Raw genomic sequence first — 18,736 nt, 5'->3', positions numbered from 1 at the left:
GCCGAGCCCCTACGGGGTGGACGCGGTGATCGGCCGGGCGACCCACATCGACGCGAGGTCGTCTGCGGTCACCACGGTCCCGAAGTTCTGTGCGACCACCGCGACCGAGGCGGCGTGCGCGGCGGGACTGTAGGACGCGGCGCAGTCCTCGACGAGCGAGACCCAGTACTCGTGGAACAGGCCGCTGCGCAGGCTCGATTCGACGCAGATCTCGGTGGCGACGCCGGTGAACAACAACGATTCGATGCCCCGTGACCGCAGGACGCTGTCGAGATCGGTGCCGACGAACGCGCTGAAGCGATGTTTGACGATCACCGGTTCTCCCGGCTCCGGACGGACACCGTAGAAGTCCGCTCCGGCAGTACCGGGCCGGCAGGTCAGAGCGGTCCGCGCCGTGCCGGGACCGGTACCGACGCGGCCCAGCCACTGGGGCGTGTCCGTGGTCTCGTCGTGCTCCGTACGGACCCAGACGACGGGCACGTCCCTGCGGCGGGCGCGGTCGATCAGTTCCGCCAGCCGCGGTGTCATGGCGACCGCGGCGGAGACGTCGAAGCCGCAGCCGGCGAGAGCGCCGTCGGTGGAACAGAAGTCGTTCTGCATGTCGACGACGACCAGGGCGCAGCGTTGGGGGTCGTAGCGGAAACCGGATTCGTCCACGGGGGTCCTCTCCTCGAAGGTGTTCGGTGCGGATGCGGTGATCACCAGATCACCACCGCGGCGACGGTGGCGACGAGCAGTCCGCTCACCACCGGGATCGCGAGTCGTCGCACGAGATCCCCGACCGGAACGCGGCAGAAGCCCGCGACCACGATCAGCGACGACCAGATGACGAGGGTGCCGCCGCCGGTCCAGGTCGCGGCGTTTTGCGCGAGGGCGGCGAGCGTCGCGGTGTCCATGCCGGCCTGCGGGGCGAGGGCGGCGGCGATACCACCGGTGAGCGGCAGACCGGCCCAGCCGGAGCCGTCCAGGCCGATGAGCAGGCCGATCAGGAGCATGCTGAACGCGGCGAAGAGACCGTTGTCGGGAATGTAGGTCTGGATGCTCTTGACGGTGTCGAACAGGAAGGCCGGTCCGGTGCCGTCCTCGAGTCCCAGGATCGAACCGGAGTAGTCGGGGATGCCGAGGTACACGAATCCGGCCACCGGCAGGATGATTCCCATGGCCTTGAACGCGTAGACCAGGCCGTCGACGAAATGGGTGGCGCAGTGTTCGAGGGTGTCGGCCGGGCGCGTCGTCAGGGTCACGGCGGCCATGAGGACGAGCGCGGTGCCGCCGACGAGCGAGGCACCGGCGCCGTCCGACCACGGCACGAGATCGGTGAAGCGCCCCAGCATCGTGTAGACGAGCACCAGACCGAAGGTCGCGGGAACCCCGATAGCCCAGGCGCGTGCCGGGGTGGGGCGGGTGAGGACCGGGGTGAGAGTTCCGGGCAGGTCGATGGCGGCCACGGTGCTCACCGGTGCGGTGTGGTCGGTCCCGGTGTGATCGTTCTCGGGGGTCGGGAGGTCCCCGTTCGGGTGCGGTGCCGGACCTCCGGAAACGGAGCCACCGGTGCCCGGATCGTCCGTCGCAGACACGAGATTCGCGGAGTGGCGCACGATCTCCTTGCGGATGGTGAGGAACCAGGCGAGTACGGCCGCGGTCAGACCCACGATGAGGGACAGGACCAGCGCGCGGTCGGCGATGTCGTCGGCCGGCACACCTGCGCCGCTCGCCGAGATCGACGGTGCGAGACCGATGACGTAGTCGGAGGCGAGTGCCATGCCCTGCCCGGAGATCGCAAGGGCGAGTGCGGCGCCGAGCGGCGGCAGCCCGGCCTTGATGGCCGCCGGGAGCAGCACGGCACCGATGAGTGCGAGGGCGGGTGTGGGCCAGAAGAACAGCGACAGCAGGTAGGTGACGACGAACAGCACGATGTAGGCGACGCGGCCGTTGATCATCCAGCGTCCGAAGGGACGCACCATGAGTTCGTCGGCGCCGATGGTGCGCATCGCCGCGAGCATCGATGTCACGGCGGCGATGACGACGAAGATCTCGAAGAGGGCTCCGCCGGCGGTGAGGGTGGCGCGGAAGACCGCCATGACGGCGGAGGCGACGTTGCCGTCGTAGGCGAGGGCGGTGGCGAAAGTGGCGACGACCGCCGGGATCAGGACGTTCTTGCGTAGTGCCATGGCGACGATCAGGCCGACCAGTCCGAGCAGGAAGACGATGTGCGCGACGGTCACGGGAGACTCCTCGACGTGTGAACATGCGGCGGGCGACGACCGTGGACGGATCGAAGGGCGCCGCGACATCGATGGGCGGCACCGCCGTCGTCGGCCGGAACATATCGATCTTGAAGAGTCGGACAGGACTCGGCAATCGGCCGACAAACCACTCGCGACGGGAAAGAACTGTGCACACTGCACAATTCGTGACGGGGGTGTTTCGTCACGGATGCGGATGTGAACGCGTCGTCACGCCGGGGCCGGTGACCGAAGGGAACTCAGCGACGCGTGGCCGCCGCGCCGTGCAGCAACAGCAGGACGGCCTCCGACAGATCCGGCTCCGTACCCGTCGACAGGCGGCGCAGTTGCAGCCCCGTGATGGTCGCGACGACCGTCGGGGCGATCGCCTCCGGATCCGGCACTCCCAACGCCGAAAGGACGGAGACGGTCAACGCGTCGTAGGCACGCCAGCAGCGTTCGGCGACCCGCCGCAGTTCCTCGTCGCGCCCCGCCTGCACGTAGAGCTCGAAGGGGGCGATGCGTTCGGCCGTGAAGGTCAGGTCGTGGGCGACGCGTTCGGTGAGTTCGGCGGCCTCCGTCAGCGACAGGACCCGGGATCGATACTGCTCGGCGAGCTCTCGCAGCCGCTCGGTCTCCTCGTCGACGAAGAACTCGAGCGCGGCGCGCAGCAGGTCGGCCTGGGTGGGGAAGTGGTACGTGATCGAACCGAGCGAGACCTCGGCGCGCGCCGCGATGCGCCGGTTCGTCACCCCGGCGACCCCGTCGATGCCGACGAGATACAGGGTGGCGTGGACGATCCGCGAGCGGGCGTCGTCGCGTGTGGTCACCACCAGTGCTCCGGGGTGTGTTCGTACCAGCGCAGCACCGATTCGAGTTGGGAGGCGAGGGACACCAGCAGCGGTTCGGAGTTCGCCGGGCCGAGCAGCTGGGCACCCACCGGCAGTCGCTCCTCGGTGAAACCCGCGGGGACGTTGATCGCGGGCCAGCCCAGCACGTTCCACGGCCACGCATAGGGGCATGCCCCGGTGATGACCTTGTCGGTCGCCCAGCCGCCGATGCCGTCGATCGCCGTCACCGGCAGCGGCGGTGTGGCGGTGGTGGGGGCGAGCACGACGTCGAACCGGTCGAAGATGCGGCCGACCCGACGGTGCAGTCGCGGTTCGATCGCGCGCGCCGCCCGCAGCGGATAACCGTGCAGGAATCGGCCGGTGCGGGCATTGGCGCGGGTGCGCACGTCGGCGAGGGACGGGTCGGGCAGGCGGTACAGCCAGTCCTCGATACCGGCCATGGATCGCGGGAGGAAGGCGAGGCCGAACGCCATTCCGTAGTCGGGATCGGCGAGGGTCACCTCGTGGCCGAGATCACGCAGTACCGCGGCGAGTGCGGCGATGCGGGTGCGGACGCGGGCGTCGAGGCGGGTGGGTGTCGCGGTGAACGGGATCTTCAGCGACAGAGCGATGTTCAGTCTGCCGGGATCTCGTCCCACGGCGTCGGAGACGGTGAGCGGGGCGCACCTGTGCCGGTCGCCGGGGTGGTTTCCGGACACGACGTCGAGGAGCAGGGCCGCGTCGGCGACCGTGCGGGCGAGTGGGCCGTGCGTCGTGAGTCCGTTGAAGGATTCGGCGTCGGGCCACATGGAGATCCGGCCGCGTTGCGGCTTGATGCCGACGAGATTGGACCACGAGGCGGGGATGCGGACCGATCCGGCGCCGTCGGATCCCAGGGCGGCCGGGACGAGTCCCGCCGCGACGGCCGCGGCGCTGCCACCCGACGAACCGCCGGGGGTGTGCTCGCGCGACCACGCGCTGCGGGTGTGCCCGAAGGCGTCGCCGCCGGTGAGCGGCCACTGGCCGAGTTCGGGGGAGTGCGTCTTGCCGACGATCACCGCGCCGGCGGCCCGCAGGCGGCGCACGACCTCGGCGTCGGTGTCCTTCGGGGTGAAGGTGCCGGCGCAGCCGAACATCGTCGTCTCGCCGACGATGTCGGTGTCGTCCTTGATCGCGATGGGGACGCCCAGCAGGGGGAGTCGCTCGCCGTTCGCGCGGCGCCGGTCGGCTTCGCGGGCCTCGTCGAGTGCGGCGGTGCGGCGCACGACGCGAAAGGCGTTCAGGTGCGGTTGCGATTCGTCGATCCGGTCGAGGCTCGCACGGACGAGGTCCGTGGAGGTGGTCTCGCCGCGATCGAGCGCCTCGACGGTCGCCTTCAGGTCGCGCAGGTCGGTTCGAGCGTCCATTCGTTCCCCCGTTCGTTCGAACGAACAATAACGCGTTCCAGTTCTGGGTGTCGAGTCCCTTCGCGGGTCGTCCCGTGTCACCGCGACATGACAGACTCGGGGAGTGAGGCTTTATCGGGACAACGCGGTGGTACTGCGCCAGCACAAGCTGGGCGAGGCCGACCGCATCGTCACCCTGTTGACGCGCCGGTACGGTCTCGTGCGGGCGGTCGCGAAGGGCGTGCGCCGGACACGCTCGAAGTTCGGCGCACGGCTCGAACCGTTCGCCCACATCGACGTCCAGCTCCACCCGGGCCGCAGTCTCGACGTCATCACCCAGGTGCAGACCCTCGACGCATTCGCCGTCGGCATCGTCGACGACTACCCCCGCTACACCACCGCGTGCGCGATCCTCGAGACCGCCGAACGCCTCGCCGGCGAGGAACGCGCGCCCGTGCCGCGCCTGCACGCACTCACCGTCGGTGCGCTGCGCGCGGTGTGCGACCGCACCCGGCCGCCCGAACTCGTGCTCGACGCCTATCTGCTGCGGGCCATGGCCTACGCGGGATGGGCGCCGGCGATCACCCACTGCGCGCGCTGCGACCGTCCCGGCCCGCACACCGCCTTCCACGTCGCCGCCGGTGGTGCGGTGTGCGTGCACTGCCGTCCGCCGGGGGCGGCCACCCCCGCCCCGGGTGTGTTGGCGTTGCTCGACGCGCTCAACCACGGACGCTGGGCCGACACCGAGGCCGCCGACGCGGCGGTGCGCCGCCAGGCCAGCGGCCTCGTCGCCGCGCACCTGCAGTGGCATCTCGAACGGCAACTGCGCTCGCTGCCCCTCGTCGAGCGCGGTCGCACCGAACCTGCGACGGGGAACCGGGTTGATGACGTCGCCCGGGGTGTCCGGCAGGATGGGACCCGTGATTCGACGACGTACCACGCCCCCATCGCCTGAGCGGGTGATCCGGCCGCCCGACCCGCATCCGTCGGGCGCGCGACCTCCCGTGCTGCAACCCGAGCTGATCCCACAGCACGTGGCGCTCGTGATGGACGGCAACGGTCGATGGGCGCAGGAGCGCGGTCTGCCGCGCACCGCCGGCCACGAACGCGGCGAAGCCGTGCTCATGGACACGGTGTGCGGATGCATCGAGATGGGCGTCAAGTGGCTCTCGGCCTACGCCTTCTCCACCGAGAACTGGAAGCGCAGCCCCGACGAGGTCCGCTTCCTCATGGGCTTCAACCGCGACGTGATCCGCCGCCGCCGCGACGAGATGCACGAGATGGGGGTGCGGGTCCGGTGGGCCGGTCGCCGTCCCCGCCTGTGGCGCAGCGTGATCAAGGAACTCGAGATCGCCGAGGAACTGACGAAGGACAACGACGTCATGACCCTCACGATGTGCGTCAACTACGGCGGTCGCGCCGAGATCGCCGACGCCGCACGGGAGATCGCCCGCCGGGTCGCGGCAGGAGAACTCGATCCCGAACGCATCACCGAGTCGACCATTGCGCGGTACCTCGACGAGCCCGACATGCCCGACGTCGACCTGTTCCTGCGGCCCTCGGGTGAGCAGCGCACCTCGAACTTCCTGCTGTGGCAGTCGGCCTACGCCGAACTCGTCTTCCAGGACACGATGTTCCCTGATTTCGACCGTCGCGATCTGTGGGCGGCGTGCGTCGAATACGCCTCGCGCGACCGGCGGTTCGGTGGTGTGAAGTGACGTCGCTGCGCGAGCGGATCGCGGGCGCGCTGACGCCCTTCGTCGACGTCCGCACCCCGTCGTCCGCCGCCGACGGCGACGGCTCGTTCGGATTCGACTACGGCGCCGTGCCCTTCGCGCTGCAGGTCGTCACGCTCACCGAAGGGCTCGACGTGGTCTCCGTCACCGGAGTGCTCGCGTGGGATCTTCCGCTCGACGACGCCGTGCGCGGTCGGGTCGCGGCCGCCGCCGACGCCCTGCAGTTCGGTTCGGTCCACCTCATCGAACGCGAGACCGACGCCGACGTCGTGCTGCGGTACTCGTTCCCCGCGACCGGTCTCGACGACACGGCGCTGACCACCATGCTGCTGCTCGTGCTCGACGGTGCCGCGGACGCGCGCGGCGCCGTCGCCGGCACCCCCGACCCCAAGGAGAATTCGTGACCACCACCGACATCGACGCCGAGACCACCACCGAGGAGGTCGTCGCCGCAGACGGGGCGCACGCCGTCGCGATCCCGACCGAGGACGACGACGCGCTGCGCGCTGCCGTGGTGGAGACGCTGTCGGAGATTCTCGAGGAAGCTCCCGAGCCTGACGAGGACGGCGAGATCCCGATCTGGATCGACGATGTGCTCACCTACGCGACCGTCGACGCCGAGGGCGGCTTCGTGCTGCTCACCACCTACCTGGTCGAGGGCATCACGGGTCGCACCCGGGCCGCCGAGGTCCTCGGCGACCTGCAGGTCGAGTTCTCCGAGGTGAAGTTCGTCCTCGACAAGGACCGGGTCACCGTCGAATTGCGGGTCGCAGCGTCGCCGCTCGTCCCGATCCATCTCGTGCGGGCCGTCGCGTCGCTCGTGCCGGTCGTCGAGCAGGCACGCGCACTGGCGCAGCGTCTCGGCGGCGAAGCGTCGGTCTTCGACGGTGAGGCCGAGGACGACGAGGAGAACCTGCTCGCCGACGGCTGCGGCTGTGATGACTGCGATTGCGGCTGACGGCCGCGGGCCGTCGGTTCAGCCCTGAGCGAGGGCGCAATCGCGGCAGTTGCCGAAGATCTCGACGGTGTGGCTGACGTCGACGAAGCCGTTCGACTCGGCGACCTCGTGCGACCAGCGTTCGACCTCCGGGCCGTCCACCTCGACCGTGAAGCCGCAGTGGCGGCACACGAGATGGTGGTGGTGCCCGGAGGAGCACCGCCGGAACAGCGACTCGCCGCTGTCGGTGCGCAGCACGTCGACGCTGCCGACCTCGGCGAGCGACTGCAGGGTGCGGTAGACGGTGGTCAGGCCGATACCCTCGCCGCGCTTGCGCAGCTCGTCGTGCAGGTCCTGCGCGGACCGGAACTCCTCGGTGTTGTCGAGCAGGTCGACGATGGCGCTGCGTTGACGGGTCGAGCGGACCCCCACGAGAGGTTTGCGGGCGGAGGTCACTGCGATCGTCCTTCCTGGGCGTGAGCGACGGCGTCGACGACGATGCGGGCGAGGTGGTCGTCGGCCAGGTGGTAGAGCACTTCGCGTCCCGAGCGCTCGCCGCGCACGACGCCGGCGGTCTTGAGCACGCGGAGATGCTGGCTGATGAGCGGCTGGGTGACGCCGAGGGCGCCGACGAGCTCGTGCACGCAGCGGGCCGACTCGCGCAATTCGAGCACGATCGAGATGCGGACGGGCGCCGACAGCGCGCGCAGCAGCTCACCGGCGGCGATCAGGGCGCCGGGGGAGACGTCGACCGGGGACGGCAGGGCGTCGCTGCCGATCGGTCCGCGGGCGCGCTCGCCCGTGCTGCACTCGCGTGGATCGGCGTCGATGCTCACGGGGCTCCTCGGGGCGGGGACGGCCGCCGGTCGGCGGGTCTTATTGCAAATCGATTCCATTTTGATATGCACGGTTGTGCATGTCAACCGGCGCGAATTCGAGCCCGGAACGAGGAGCGATAGGCTTACAGATCGACGCATGCTGCGAAAACCCGCATCGAAGATGGAGAAACCGAGTGGCACCCAAATCCAAGATCGATACCGTCGCCAACCTCGCCAAGCGCCGGGGCCTGGTCTATCCCTGCGGTGAGATCTACGGCGGCACCAGGTCCGCGTGGGATTACGGGCCGCTCGGCGTGGAGCTCAAGGACAACATCAAGAAGCAGTGGTGGCGCAACATGGTCACCAGCCGCGAGGACGTCGTCGGCCTCGACTCGTCGGTGATCCTGCCGCGTCAGGTCTGGGTCGCCTCCGGCCACGTCGGTGTCTTCAACGACCCGCTCGTCGAGTGCCTGAGCTGTCACAAGCGCCACCGGCAGGACCACCTGCAGGAGGCCTACGCCGAGAAGAACAAGCTCGACGACCCCGATGCCGTGCCGATGACCGAGATCGTCTGCCCGGACTGTGGCACCAAGGGCCAGTGGACCGAGCCCCGCGACTTCAACATGATGCTCAAGACCTTCCTCGGCCCGATCGAGAGCGAGGAGGGCCTGCACTACCTGCGCCCCGAGACGGCGCAGGGCATCTTCGTGAACTTCGCGAACGTGCTCACCACCTCGCGCAAGAAGCCGCCCTTCGGCATCGGCCAGATCGGCAAGAGCTTCCGCAACGAGATCACGCCCGGCAACTTCATCTTCCGCACCCGCGAGTTCGAGCAGATGGAGATGGAGTTCTTCGTCAAGCCCGGCGAGGACGAGCAGTGGCACCAGTACTGGATCGACTACCGGATGAACTGGTACACCGATCTGGGCATCAACAAGGACAACCTGCGCCTCTACGAGCACCCCCTCGAGAAGCTGTCGCACTACTCGAAGCGCACCGTCGACATCGAGTACCGCTTCCACTTCCAGGGCAGCGAGTGGGGTGAGCTCGAAGGCGTCGCGAACCGCACCGACTTCGACCTGTCGACGCACTCGAAGCACTCCGGCACCGACCTGAGCTTCTTCGATCAGGCCACCAACGAGCGCTACACGCCGTACGTCATCGAGCCGGCGGCCGGTCTGACCCGTTCGCTCATGGCCTTCCTCGTCGACGCCTACACCGAGGACGAGGCACCCAACGCCAAGGGTGGTGTCGACAAGCGCACCGTGCTGCGCCTCGACCGTCGCCTCGCGCCGGTCAAGGCCGCCGTGCTGCCGCTCAGCCGCAACGCCGACCTGAGCCCGAAGGCCAAGGACCTCGCCGCGAAGCTGCGCCAGAACTGGAACATCGAGTTCGACGACGCCGGCGCCATCGGCCGCCGCTACCGTCGTCAGGACGAGATCGGCACCCCGTTCTGCATCACGGTCGACTTCGACACCCTCGAGGACCAGGCCGTCACGATCCGTGAGCGCGACACCATGGCGCAGGAGCGTGTGAGCCTCGACCAGGTCGAGGGCTACCTCGCGCAGCGCCTGATCGGCTGCTGACCGATCCGATCGACGCAGATGCCCTCCGGTCCATCGGGACCGGAGGGCATCTGTCGCTTCGTAGCGGGTGTTCCGTAACGGTCAGGTCGCCGAGCGCCGATCGATGTACTCGAAATATCCGCGGCCGGAGATCTCCTCGCCCCGCCAGGTCGCCGACCACGCGAAGCCGGTGACGAATCCGGTGCCCAGCCCGTAGGTGAAGGGGGTGTCCATGATCCCTTCGAGGTCCAGCCAGGGACGACCGCGGGTGTCCTTCACCAGGAAGCGGGTCCGGCTCGGCACCGGCATCGGGATGCCGTAGGGAGTCGGCTCGGGTTCGTCGCGCAGTTCGAGTATCTCGAAATCCACGTCCCGGAAGCGGGTTCCGTAGCCACTGCGGGTACGCAGGATCGCCGTCGTCATGAAGGGCCGGCCACCGATCGCGTAGCGGCTCAGCAGGATCTGCGTGTCTGCGTCGAGATCGAGGATCTGGTAGACGAAATGGTCGAGCGGAGCCTTCGCCGCGGGCGGCAGGGGAGTGGACCGCATCAGATACGGGCTCGGCATCGCCCCGTACTCGAACGAGCACAGACCGTCGGCCGTGACGCTGCGACCCTCGTGGGTGAAGGTGCCCTCGTATTCGGTGAGCAACCCGAAGTGCTTGTAGAGCGGGCTGCGGAAGAACCACGAGACCGTGTCCGTGTTGGTCAGTGTCAGCGCGATGTCGACAGTTCCGAGCCGGCCCACGAGTTCGTAGTGGGGGTAGCGTCCGGTCAGGGCCAGATCGTCCCCGAACTTCACGAGCGACCCGTCCGGGGAGGACACGAAATCGTCGCCCACGGAGTAGTTCCCGAAGTACGCGGGATGCGACGCCGCCGTGCCGGCGACCACGGCGGCGTTGCGGCGCGGCGATGCCGCGAACGCATGGTCGTTGTCGAAGGCGAGCGACCCGGTGGCGCCGATCAGCGACATCATCGAGAAGAACCGGTGCGGCTCCGGAAGATCCGGGATCATGACGCCGTAGTGCACCCAGCCGAACCGGCGCGAGTCGACGTGCGGGCGCAGGATGTCGGGTTCGGAGAACGGTTTTCCGTCGGACGACGCGGCGGAATCCAACAGTCGGACGGTCGATCCGAGACCGGCACCCAGTGCGCGTGCTGCGATCGGGCGCATGGTCTAGAAGCGTCCTCCGCTCGATCCGCCGAAGCCGCCGCCCCCGAAACCACCGCCGCCGAAACCGCCCCCGCCGAAACCGCCGCCGAAGCCACCGCCGCGGCCGCTGTTGAGCACGCTGTTGATGAGGATGCCGCCGAGCACGGCGCCCGCGACGTTGCCGCCCGAACCACCGCGGGGCGGACGGTGCTGGTTGTTCCAGCGCTGCACGTCGTTCTGCGCGCTGCGCAGTGCCTGCGCGGCCAGCGACGCGGCGGACCGCGCGTACTGGACGGCGGCCGCCGGATCGGACTCGGCTGCCTGCTGCGCGGCCTGCAGGTGCCGCTGCGCCTCCGACAGGCGGGTGCGCGCCTGGGCACCCACGACGCCCCGGCGCGTCCCGATGAAGTCGGCCGCGGCAGTGACCTGCGCTTGCGCCGCACTCAGATCCTGCTGGAGGCGGCGACGCATCTCCTCGGCCTGCTGCTTGGCCTGGCGCGTCCGGGCACGCAACTCGTCGAGACGCGCATCGGCCTCGACGACCCGCGTGAAACTGCCCAACGGGTCGGTGTGCTGCTCGGCCCGAGCGTGGTCGAGGGCTTCCTGCACGGCCTTCAGGGCGTCGACGAGTTCGGGGCCGCCCGCGTCGAGCAGTTGCTTCGCGTCGGCGACGCCCTGTTCGGCGTCCTCCACCGCGGCGGGGAGCGTCGCGATCGCGCGCCGGATGTCCTCCGCCGCATGGTCGAGCGCGTCGAGCAGCGTCGCGGCGTGCCCCAGCGCGCGTTCGGCCTCGCGGATCGCGCGCACGGCGTCGCCCTGCTCACCGACCGGTCGCGCCACCGCGGTGCGGCCCTGGTCGATCGCGTTCTCCGCGAACGAGATCTCCTCCCGCGCCAGCGAGACGTTGTCCACCACCGGGGTCAGGGCGCCCGCGGGGAACTCCGAGTGCAGCTGTCCGAGGATCCGCTCGGCCTCCGGAATGCGGGCCTGCAGCGCGATCGCGCGCTGCGTGAGTCCGTCCAGCCGGGCCGGGGCGTCGAGCAGCAGGTTGCGCATCTTGTCGAATGCCTCGACCTGCGCGTCGAGTTCGCGGTTCGCCTGCCCGCACGAGGAGACGAGCTGCACGAGCATGTCGCGCTGCTGTTCGGGCGTCTCGGGGATGTCGTCGTCGAGGCGCTGACGGATCTCGAAGGCGTTCGCCAACGCGACCTGTGCCTGCCGGTGTGCGCGGTCGAAGGGAGCCACCGCCGAGTCCCCGAACTCGCCTCGGGCGAGCTCGAGCGCCTCGGCACTGGACCGCACCGCGTTGTCGGTGTCCACCAGCAGGGTCTGCGCGTACTGGTCGAGACCCTCGATCGGTAGACCGCGCAGGGCCGTGGTGTCGGCCGGATCGATCTGCGCGGCCTGTGCGGCACCGGCCTCGGCGCGCTTCTTCTTCGACCGCCGGTTGTAGGCGTAGACACCGGCACCGCCGGCCGCGATGACACCGCCGCCGACGAGCAGCGTCGTCACCGGAGCAGCCGACGGCGTAAGGGCGTTGCTCAACCCGTCGGCCGCGCCCACGGCGGCGCCCGCCCAATCACTGTTGCGCAGCGCCGGCACGACGTCGGACGAGCTGATCCGGTCGCGCTCGCTCTCGGAGATCTCCGATCCTGTCGGTGTCCACAGCGCGAACTCGCGGTCGTCGGTCGCGACCGCCAGCAGCGCGGTGTCGGGACCGAAGTTGCTCGCCTGCGCGGTGGCCTGCGCCCAACTGTCGTAGTCGCGCCCGTCGAAGCTCGACACGTAGGTCACCCACAGCTGCAGACCGTGCTCGTCGTAGAGGGTGTTCGTCGCTTCCTGGATCCGTGCGACGTCGGCGTCGTCGAGCACGCCCGCGGTGTCGGTGATCGGCTGGGGGAGCCGCGAGGGTGGCTCCGCGGAGGCCGCCGCGGGAAGGAGCAACCACGCGGCCACTGCCAGCAGGGCGGGGACGAATGCGAGCGCGGACCGTGCAGGTCGCCGGAGCTGTGCTGCAGGTCGCCGGAGCTGTGCTGCAGGTCGCCGGAGCGGTGCGGCCGATACGTGTGCCATGGAATCGAATCTAGTGGCTGCGGGGTGAGGACGGGGTCGGCGCGTCGTCCGGTCGACGCGTTCTCGTTCGCTGGCAGAATCAGGGGGTGAGCACCGCATCCCGCCGCACCGGCACCACCGCGACGTACACCGGGGACGACCTCGGGGTCGGCGCGCGCATCGCGCGCTGGCTCCGGCGACTGATCGTCGGGGTGCTGCTCGCCGCCGTCCTCGTCGTCGGCGGCACGGCGCTGCGGGTGTGGCAGGTCGCGCGGATCGACGACCGCACCCCCGCCGACGCCATCGTCGTGCTCGGTGCCGCGCAGTATTCGGGCACACCGTCGTCGGTCTTCGAGGCACGCCTCGAGCAGGCCCTCAAGCTCTACGAAGCGGGAGTGTCGCCGCGGATCGTCACCGTCGGCGGCAAGCAGGAGGGCGACCTGTTCACCGAAGCCGCGGCGGGCAAGAACTATCTCGTCTCGCGCGGGGTGCCCGCCGAGTCGATCGTCGCCGTCGAGGAGGGTTCGGACACACTGCTCAGCGTCGAGGCCGTCAGCCGCGAGATGTCGGATCTGGGTCTGTCGTCGGTCGTGCTCGTCAGCGACCCGTGGCATTCGCTGCGCACCCGGACCATGGCACGCGACGCCGGTCTCGACGCCTGGACCGCTCCCACCCGCCAGGGTCCGGCGGTGTTCACCCGCGAGTCGCAGCTGCACGGCATCGCCCGCGAGACCGGCGCGTTGATCTGGTACCAGATCACCCACTTCTCCGCCGATTTCCCCTACACGGCGCAGCAGTGAGGCGGAACGTAGGGTCTTCGGTGACGGAAGGCAGTGTGATGCAGGGCTACAGCGAACACGATCTCGAACGGCGCGTCGCCGAGTCGCGCAAGACCTCAGCGCTCGCTGGGTCCGAGGGAGCGGCATCCGAGCGGACCGCCTTCGCACGCGACCGTGCGCGCGTGCAGCACTGCGCGGCCCTGCGCCGCCTGGCCGACAAGACACAGGTCGTCGGCCCCCGCGACGGCGACACCCCGCGCACCCGTCTGACACACTCGATGGAGGTCGCACAGATCGGCCGCAGCATCGCCGAAGGACTCGGCGCCGACCCCGATCTCGTCGACCTCGCCGGACTCGCCCACGACATCGGGCACCCGCCCTACGGGCACAACGGCGAGCGGGCACTCGACGCGGTCGCGGAGTCCTGCGGCGGATTCGAGGGCAACGCGCAGAACCTGCGCATCCTCACCTGCCTCGAACCGAAGATCCTTTATCCGGACGGCTCGAGCGCCGGTCTCAACCTCACCCGGGCCTCCCTCGACGCGACGCTCAAGTACCCGTGGACGCGTCCGCGCCCGGGGGCGAAGTTCGGCTCGTACGACGACGACGCCGAGGTCCTCCACTGGATCCGCGAAGGTGCACCCGAGCGCCGCAAGTGCCTCGAGGCGCAGATCATGGACTGGTCCGACGACGTCGCGTACTCGGTGCACGACCTCGAGGACGGCGTGATCGACGGTCGCATCGACCTGCGGATGCTCGACGAACCCGACGATGTCGCCGGGCTCATCGAGGTGGGTATGCGCGAGTTCTCGGGTCTCGACCCGGCCGAGCTGACCGAGGCGGCCAAGCGGTTGTCCTCCATGCCGGTGGTCCGGGCTGTCGGCACCTTCGACGGCACCCTCGCCTGCTCCGTCGCGCTCAAGAAGCTGACCAGCGAGCTGGTGGGCCGCTTCGCCAACGCAGCGATCCTCGGGACCAGGGAGGCGACGGAGGGCCGACGCGTCACCCGGTACGACGCCGACCTCGTGGTCCCGCCGATCGTGGTCTCGGAGGTCGCGTTGCTCAAGACGATGGCGTTGCAGTTCGTCATGTCCGACCGCGCCCACCGCACCCGCCAGGAATCGCAACGCGAACGCATCCACCGCGTCGCCGAGTGGCTGCTGCGCACCGCGCCGGTCGGCCTCGACCCGTTCTTCGTCGCCGCATGGAAGGCCGCGCCCGACGATGCCGCGAAGGTGCGGGTCGTGGTCGATCAGATCGCCTCGTGCACCGAATCGCGCCTCGAACGGATCGACCGCGACAGTCTCGCCGCGCAGGCGAGCTGGGGCTGACACCGACGTTTGCACCCCTTCACGGACACAAGCACGAGGTCGGCGCGGTGCATCTGTCCGCGGGACGCGCTGACGCACTCGCCGGTGTGGGTTGCGCCGGACCGACGTGCCGGGCAGTCTGCCGGGCGGCTTAGACTCGTCTCGTGGCCGGCCGTATTTCAGACAGAGACATCGCGGCCATTCGCGACCGCGTGCGCATCGAGGACATCGTCGGCGAGTACGTCGCACTCAAGCGCGGGGGTGCCGACTCGCTCAAGGGACTGTGTCCCTTCCACGACGAGAAGTCCCCGTCCTTCCACGTGCGGCCCAATCACGGGCACTACCACTGCTTCGGCTGCGGTGAGGGTGGCGACGTCTACTCGTTCCTGCAGAAGATCGAACACGTCAGCTTCGTCGAAGCCGTCGAGCAGCTCGCCGAACGCGTCGGCTACACGCTGAACTACGAGGGCGGCGGTCCATCCGTCCAGCGCGACCGGGGCACGCGTGCCCGGCTGGTCGCGGCGAACGCGGCCGCTCAGCAGTTCTATGCCGAGCAACTGCGCACGCCCGACGCCCAGGCTGCCCGCGACTACCTGACCGAGCGCAACTTCGACCAGGCGGCCGCCGAGACGTTCGGCTGCGGCTACGCACCCGCCGGCTGGGACGCGCTCACCAAGCACCTCCTCGGCCGGGGCTTCGACTTCTCCGAACTCGAGGCCGCGGGACTGTCCCGGCAGGGACGGCGCGGCCCGATCGACCGTTTCCACCGGCGGCTGCTGTGGCCCATCCGTAATCTCGCGGGCGACGTCATCGGCTTCGGTGCCCGCCGTCTGTACGACGACGACCAGATCACCGCCAAGTACATGAACACACCGGAAACGGTGCTGTACAAGAAATCTCAGGTGTTGTTCGGTCTCGATCTCGCCAAGCGCGAGATCGCCAAGTCTCACCAGGCCGTGATCGTCGAGGGCTACACCGACGTCATGGCCATGCATCTGGCCGGCGTGAAGACCGCGGTCGCCGCGTGCGGCACGGCCTTCGGTGACGAACATCTCGCGCTGTTGCGTCGCCTGCTCATGGACGACAGCTTCTTCCGCGGTGAGGTCATCTACACCTTCGACGGCGACGACGCCGGTCGCGCGGCGGCGATGAAGGCGTTCGAGGGCGACCAGAAGACCGCCGCGAAGACCTACGTCGCGATCGCCCCCAAGGGCATGGACCCGTGCGAGCTGCGGCAGCAGTCGGGCGACGGCGCGGTGCGCGACCTCGTGGCCCGCCGCACCCCGATGTTCGAGTTCGTCGTGAAATCGATTCTCGCCGAACACGACCTCGACACCGTCGAAGGTCGCGTCGAGGCCCTGCGCCGATGTGTCCCCGTCGTGGGCCGGATCAAGGACCGCACGATCCGCGACAACTATGCGGTGCAACTCGCGCACTGGACGGGATGGGACGACATCCCCACCGTGCGCCGGCGCGTGCAGGAGGAAGCGCGACGGGGAGTCCGTGCACCGGAAGCGAGGACGCGGCCTGCAACGGCCACGGCGGAGCCCGTGTCGGCCCTGCGACGCCCCCGCCCCAACGATCCGACGCTGTGGCCACAGCGCGACGCGCTGAAGGCCGCGCTGCAGTATCCCGGCATCGCCGGGACCGTCTTCGACTCCCTGCCGCCGGAAACCTTCACCGACCCCGCCTACGCGGCCGTACGGCAGGCCGTCGCCGACGCCGGTGGAACCGCAGCGGGGCTCGGGGGAGCCGAATGGGTCGATGCCGTCGGCAGGGCCGCGACCGACCCCGTCGCGCATTCGCTCGTGATGGAACTCGCCGTCGAACCGGTCCCCGCCGAAGAGGACCGGCTGCCGCGCTACATCGGCGGCGTGCTGGCCCGACTGCAGGAGGTCTGGGTCGGCGAGCAGGTGGCCGAACTGAAGTCCAAACTGCAGCGGATCTCCCCGGCCACCGAGTCCGAGGAGTTCCACGCCTTGCTCGGCGACCTCATGGCGCTCGAACAGTACCGGCGGAGCCTGCTCGACCAGGCCATCGGTGACGGCCTGGCCGGCTGACCGTCTACTTCTTCAACTGGTCCCGCGGGATCATGATCGTCGTCGTCTCGTCGATGGGCTTCATCGGCTCGAGCTTGGGCTGAGGACTGAGCGAATCGGCGAGCTTCTGCCGGCCCACCTCGATCGCCTTCTTCGTGACGGGGCTCGCGGCCACCGCCTTGGCCGTCTTGCTGATCTGTTCGTACCTCGCGCGACCCGCTCGGGTGCCGAGTACGTATCCCGCAGCGACCCCGACCAGCAAACCCATCAATGTGTTGTCCTTCCACCCGTGACTGCGTCGTCCCCATCCTGCCCGATGACCCCGCAGCATGCCCACAAGCAGGCGATTTGGTGCTGCGGTGGGTGGGACGCTATGGTTTTTCACGCACCGGGGGAAACCGCGGAGCGCCGCAGGACAATCCCCTGTAGCTCAATTGGCAGAGCATTCGACTGTTAATCGAACGGTTGCTGGTTCGAGTCCAGCCGGGGGAGCGCCTACAGAATCCTCCCACCCGTCACGGGTGGGAGGATTCTGTGCTTCCGGGGCGCCTATGCGGCAGAACATCCACCGATGTGATCTCTGTTACTCCGCACCCGGCAGAGTGTTGCACGCTGTGTCCGGGTAGCATTCGATCGCGCCGTGCGAGCAGTGCGGCACTGTGCGACGCGTGTCGTCGCGACGGGGCGGTAGCTCAGTCGGTTAGAGCCGCGGACTCATAATCCGCTGGTCGCGGGTTCGAGCCCCGCCCGCCCCACATCCTCCGCTCGTGGCCGCGAGATGTTCCTCCTTCTCGGAACGGTAGCGTTCGACCCCATGAGCACCCTTCGAGAAGTCGGCGAGCGCGAGGCGTGGCGTTGCTGGTTGTGCGACGAGCCCGTGGACCCCGACATGTCGGTCAACGACCCGCGAGGTCCCAGCATCGACAGCATCAACACCGCCAAGAAGGGTGGCAAGGGAAAGGGCGGAGTCGAGCGGCTCGCGCACCGCGCCTGCAACACCAAGAAGGGTGCCGTCAAACCCGTCGTGCCGTGGCCCGACCGGCTGTTCGTCGTCGACCCGGCGCCCATCATCGGCGTCGTCGAGCAGCTCATGCGCAAGGGTGGTCGCGTCGCCGTCGCTCGGTGTCCCGAGAAGTCGGACGCGGAGGAAGCCTCCGAGTGGCTCCTCGACCGCTTGTCGCGCCTCGAGCCGGGAGTACGGTTCGACACCAGGATCGAGCCGGCCGGCGGCGGCTACCTCCTCGTGCTGACAGCCTAGCCGGGAGCCAGCACCAGTCCGGAGTGATCCGGTGACTCGACGGAGACCTCGACCTCGGTGAGCACCGTTCCGTCGTCTTTCAACAGCGTGTAGCGACCCGGCATGAGACCGGTGAACAGGAACCAACCCTCGTTCGTGGTGACGATGCTGCGGTCGATGTACTGCTCGCACACGTCCAGGCCGACCAGTCGAACCGTGGTGGACGGATGGAAGGCGCCTCCGATCCGCCCGTTCGCCACCGATCCGATCGCAGCCGGTGGATCCGGGTGGTCGCCGAGTTCGTCCGGACGCCAGGCGGGCGCGCCGTCCGGCGGCGCACACGCCGGGACCGAGGAGTGCGACGACCGGGCATGCGCGACCGTCGGGTCGGTCCCGTCCACGGAGACGGGATGTGTCGTCGCCGCGACGAGTACCCCTGCTCCCACTGCGGTGATCAACATCCATCGGGTTCTTCGGATCGTTCCCCTGTGCAGCAACGGATCCACCTCCTCTCCGTAAGAGAACTTAGGAAAGTTGTTCTCGCCGAGGGTTATTCGGAACCGATGCTTCGTTGGATCGTGACGATACCCGGCGGGGACGCGCAGGGCTATCGTCCGTGGAGGTGACACGAAGCGGCGGAATGTAACGGTCGGGTTGTCGAACCGCCGAAA

The 18,736-nt window shown here is 69.1% G+C and carries 19 protein-coding genes and 2 tRNA genes; 11 read left to right on the top strand and 10 right to left on the bottom strand.

The features are described 5' to 3' along the window. Positions 1-9: 9 nt before the first annotated feature. The 4 genes from ACWPOC_RS16560 to ACWPOC_RS16545 all read right to left on the bottom strand — a co-directional run bounded on the left by ACWPOC_RS16560 (position 10) and on the right by ACWPOC_RS16545 (position 4,461). Positions 10-657 (bottom strand): cysteine hydrolase family protein, encoded by a 648-nt coding sequence (locus ACWPOC_RS16560; RefSeq protein ID WP_455409033.1) that lies wholly within the window; start codon positions 655-657, stop codon positions 10-12. Between the two features lie 41 nt (positions 658-698). Further along, positions 699-2,225, bottom strand: a complete 1,527-nt coding sequence (locus ACWPOC_RS16555) for a permease (RefSeq protein WP_455408984.1) — start codon at positions 2,223-2,225, stop codon at positions 699-701. 260 nt (positions 2,226-2,485) lie between these two features. Beyond that, a complete protein-coding gene (locus tag ACWPOC_RS16550) occupies positions 2,486-3,061 on the bottom strand; it encodes a TetR/AcrR family transcriptional regulator (RefSeq protein ID WP_455409032.1) in 576 nt (191 codons plus the stop codon). Continuing rightward, complete coding sequence (locus tag ACWPOC_RS16545) at positions 3,052-4,461, bottom strand: amidase (RefSeq protein ID WP_455408983.1); 1,410 nt, start codon at positions 4,459-4,461, stop codon at positions 3,052-3,054. Before ACWPOC_RS16545 ends, ACWPOC_RS16550 begins: the two co-directional genes overlap by 10 nt. 103 nt (positions 4,462-4,564) lie before the next feature. Between ACWPOC_RS16545 and recO the strand changes: the two genes are divergently transcribed. Genes recO through ACWPOC_RS16525 form a run of 4 tightly spaced genes read left to right on the top strand, consistent with a single transcriptional unit; the run spans position 4,565 to position 7,134 of the window. Then, the gene (gene recO / locus ACWPOC_RS16540) at positions 4,565-5,395 is read left to right on the top strand and encodes a DNA repair protein RecO (RefSeq protein WP_120279697.1); all 831 of its coding nucleotides are present in this window, start codon (positions 4,565-4,567) and stop codon (positions 5,393-5,395) included. Then, positions 5,352-6,158, top strand: coding sequence for an isoprenyl transferase (locus ACWPOC_RS16535; RefSeq protein ID WP_455408982.1), 807 nt, complete (start codon positions 5,352-5,354; stop codon positions 6,156-6,158). The genes recO and ACWPOC_RS16535 overlap by 44 nt, the downstream gene beginning before the upstream one ends. Continuing rightward, complete coding sequence (locus ACWPOC_RS16530; RefSeq protein ID WP_006554470.1) at positions 6,155-6,580, top strand: hypothetical protein; 426 nt, start codon at positions 6,155-6,157, stop codon at positions 6,578-6,580. Before ACWPOC_RS16535 ends, ACWPOC_RS16530 begins: the two co-directional genes overlap by 4 nt. After that, positions 6,577-7,134: a T3SS (YopN, CesT) and YbjN peptide-binding chaperone 1 gene (locus ACWPOC_RS16525; RefSeq protein ID WP_120279696.1), complete on the top strand. Its 558-nt coding sequence runs from the start codon at positions 6,577-6,579 to the stop codon at positions 7,132-7,134. Before ACWPOC_RS16530 ends, ACWPOC_RS16525 begins: the two co-directional genes overlap by 4 nt. An 18-nt stretch (positions 7,135-7,152) precedes the next feature. Here ACWPOC_RS16525 and ACWPOC_RS16520 read toward each other — a convergent pair whose 3' ends face one another. Next, positions 7,153-7,569, bottom strand: coding sequence for a Fur family transcriptional regulator (locus tag ACWPOC_RS16520; RefSeq protein ID WP_016691347.1), 417 nt, complete (start codon positions 7,567-7,569; stop codon positions 7,153-7,155). Next, the gene (locus ACWPOC_RS16515; protein WP_006554467.1) at positions 7,566-7,949 is read right to left on the bottom strand and encodes an ArsR/SmtB family transcription factor; all 384 of its coding nucleotides are present in this window, start codon (positions 7,947-7,949) and stop codon (positions 7,566-7,568) included. Before ACWPOC_RS16515 ends, ACWPOC_RS16520 begins: the two co-directional genes overlap by 4 nt. 176 nt (positions 7,950-8,125) lie before the next feature. Between ACWPOC_RS16515 and ACWPOC_RS16510 the strand changes: the two genes are divergently transcribed. Next, positions 8,126-9,517: a glycine--tRNA ligase gene (locus ACWPOC_RS16510; protein ID WP_006554466.1), complete on the top strand. Its 1,392-nt coding sequence runs from the start codon at positions 8,126-8,128 to the stop codon at positions 9,515-9,517. A gap of 81 nt (positions 9,518-9,598) precedes the next feature. Here ACWPOC_RS16510 and ACWPOC_RS16505 read toward each other — a convergent pair whose 3' ends face one another. Next, entirely contained in the window at positions 9,599-10,669 is a 1,071-nt protein-coding gene (locus ACWPOC_RS16505; RefSeq protein WP_455408981.1) for a DUF6670 family protein, read from the bottom strand. Between the two features lie 3 nt (positions 10,670-10,672). Further along, a complete protein-coding gene (locus ACWPOC_RS16500; RefSeq protein WP_455408980.1) occupies positions 10,673-12,721 on the bottom strand; it encodes a TPM domain-containing protein in 2,049 nt (682 codons plus the stop codon). 86 nt (positions 12,722-12,807) lie between these two features. Here ACWPOC_RS16500 and ACWPOC_RS16495 point away from each other — a divergent pair, with 86 nt between their 5' ends. The 3 genes from ACWPOC_RS16495 (at position 12,808) to dnaG (ending at position 16,849) form a co-directional block, all read left to right on the top strand. Then, positions 12,808-13,500, top strand: a complete 693-nt coding sequence (locus tag ACWPOC_RS16495; protein ID WP_120279691.1) for a YdcF family protein — start codon at positions 12,808-12,810, stop codon at positions 13,498-13,500. Between the two features lie 38 nt (positions 13,501-13,538). Next, positions 13,539-14,810 carry a deoxyguanosinetriphosphate triphosphohydrolase gene (locus ACWPOC_RS16490; RefSeq protein ID WP_159419186.1) on the top strand — a complete coding sequence of 424 codons (1,272 nt, stop codon included), beginning with the start codon at positions 13,539-13,541 and terminating at the stop codon, positions 14,808-14,810. Positions 14,811-14,953: 143 nt separating this feature from the next. Next, entirely contained in the window at positions 14,954-16,849 is a 1,896-nt protein-coding gene (dnaG, locus tag ACWPOC_RS16485) for a DNA primase (protein WP_120279690.1), read from the top strand. Positions 16,850-16,853: 4 nt separating this feature from the next. Here dnaG and ACWPOC_RS16480 read toward each other — a convergent pair whose 3' ends face one another. Further along, positions 16,854-17,099, bottom strand: coding sequence for a hypothetical protein (locus tag ACWPOC_RS16480; RefSeq protein ID WP_024101344.1), 246 nt, complete (start codon positions 17,097-17,099; stop codon positions 16,854-16,856). A 148-nt stretch (positions 17,100-17,247) separates the two neighbouring features. Here ACWPOC_RS16480 and ACWPOC_RS16475 point away from each other — a divergent pair. The 3 genes from ACWPOC_RS16475 (at position 17,248) to ACWPOC_RS16465 (ending at position 18,086) form a co-directional block, all read left to right on the top strand. Then, a tRNA-Asn gene (locus tag ACWPOC_RS16475) sits at positions 17,248-17,320 on the top strand. Between the two features lie 189 nt (positions 17,321-17,509). Then, a tRNA-Ile gene (locus ACWPOC_RS16470) sits at positions 17,510-17,583 on the top strand. Between the two features lie 59 nt (positions 17,584-17,642). After that, entirely contained in the window at positions 17,643-18,086 is a 444-nt protein-coding gene (locus ACWPOC_RS16465; RefSeq protein ID WP_174247017.1) for a hypothetical protein, read from the top strand. On the opposite strand, the gene ACWPOC_RS16460 is transcribed toward ACWPOC_RS16465, so the two are convergent. Next, positions 18,083-18,526 carry a hypothetical protein gene (locus tag ACWPOC_RS16460; RefSeq protein ID WP_455408979.1) on the bottom strand — a complete coding sequence of 148 codons (444 nt, stop codon included), beginning with the start codon at positions 18,524-18,526 and terminating at the stop codon, positions 18,083-18,085. The two genes, ACWPOC_RS16465 and ACWPOC_RS16460, sit on opposite strands and share 4 nt — an antisense overlap. Between the last annotated feature and the right edge of the window lie 210 nt (positions 18,527-18,736).

Source organism: Rhodococcus sp. 5G237 (genome assembly GCF_053764735.1).
The sequence above is the reverse complement of the archived record's forward strand: the minus strand, read 5'-3'. Positions and strand labels throughout refer to the sequence as shown.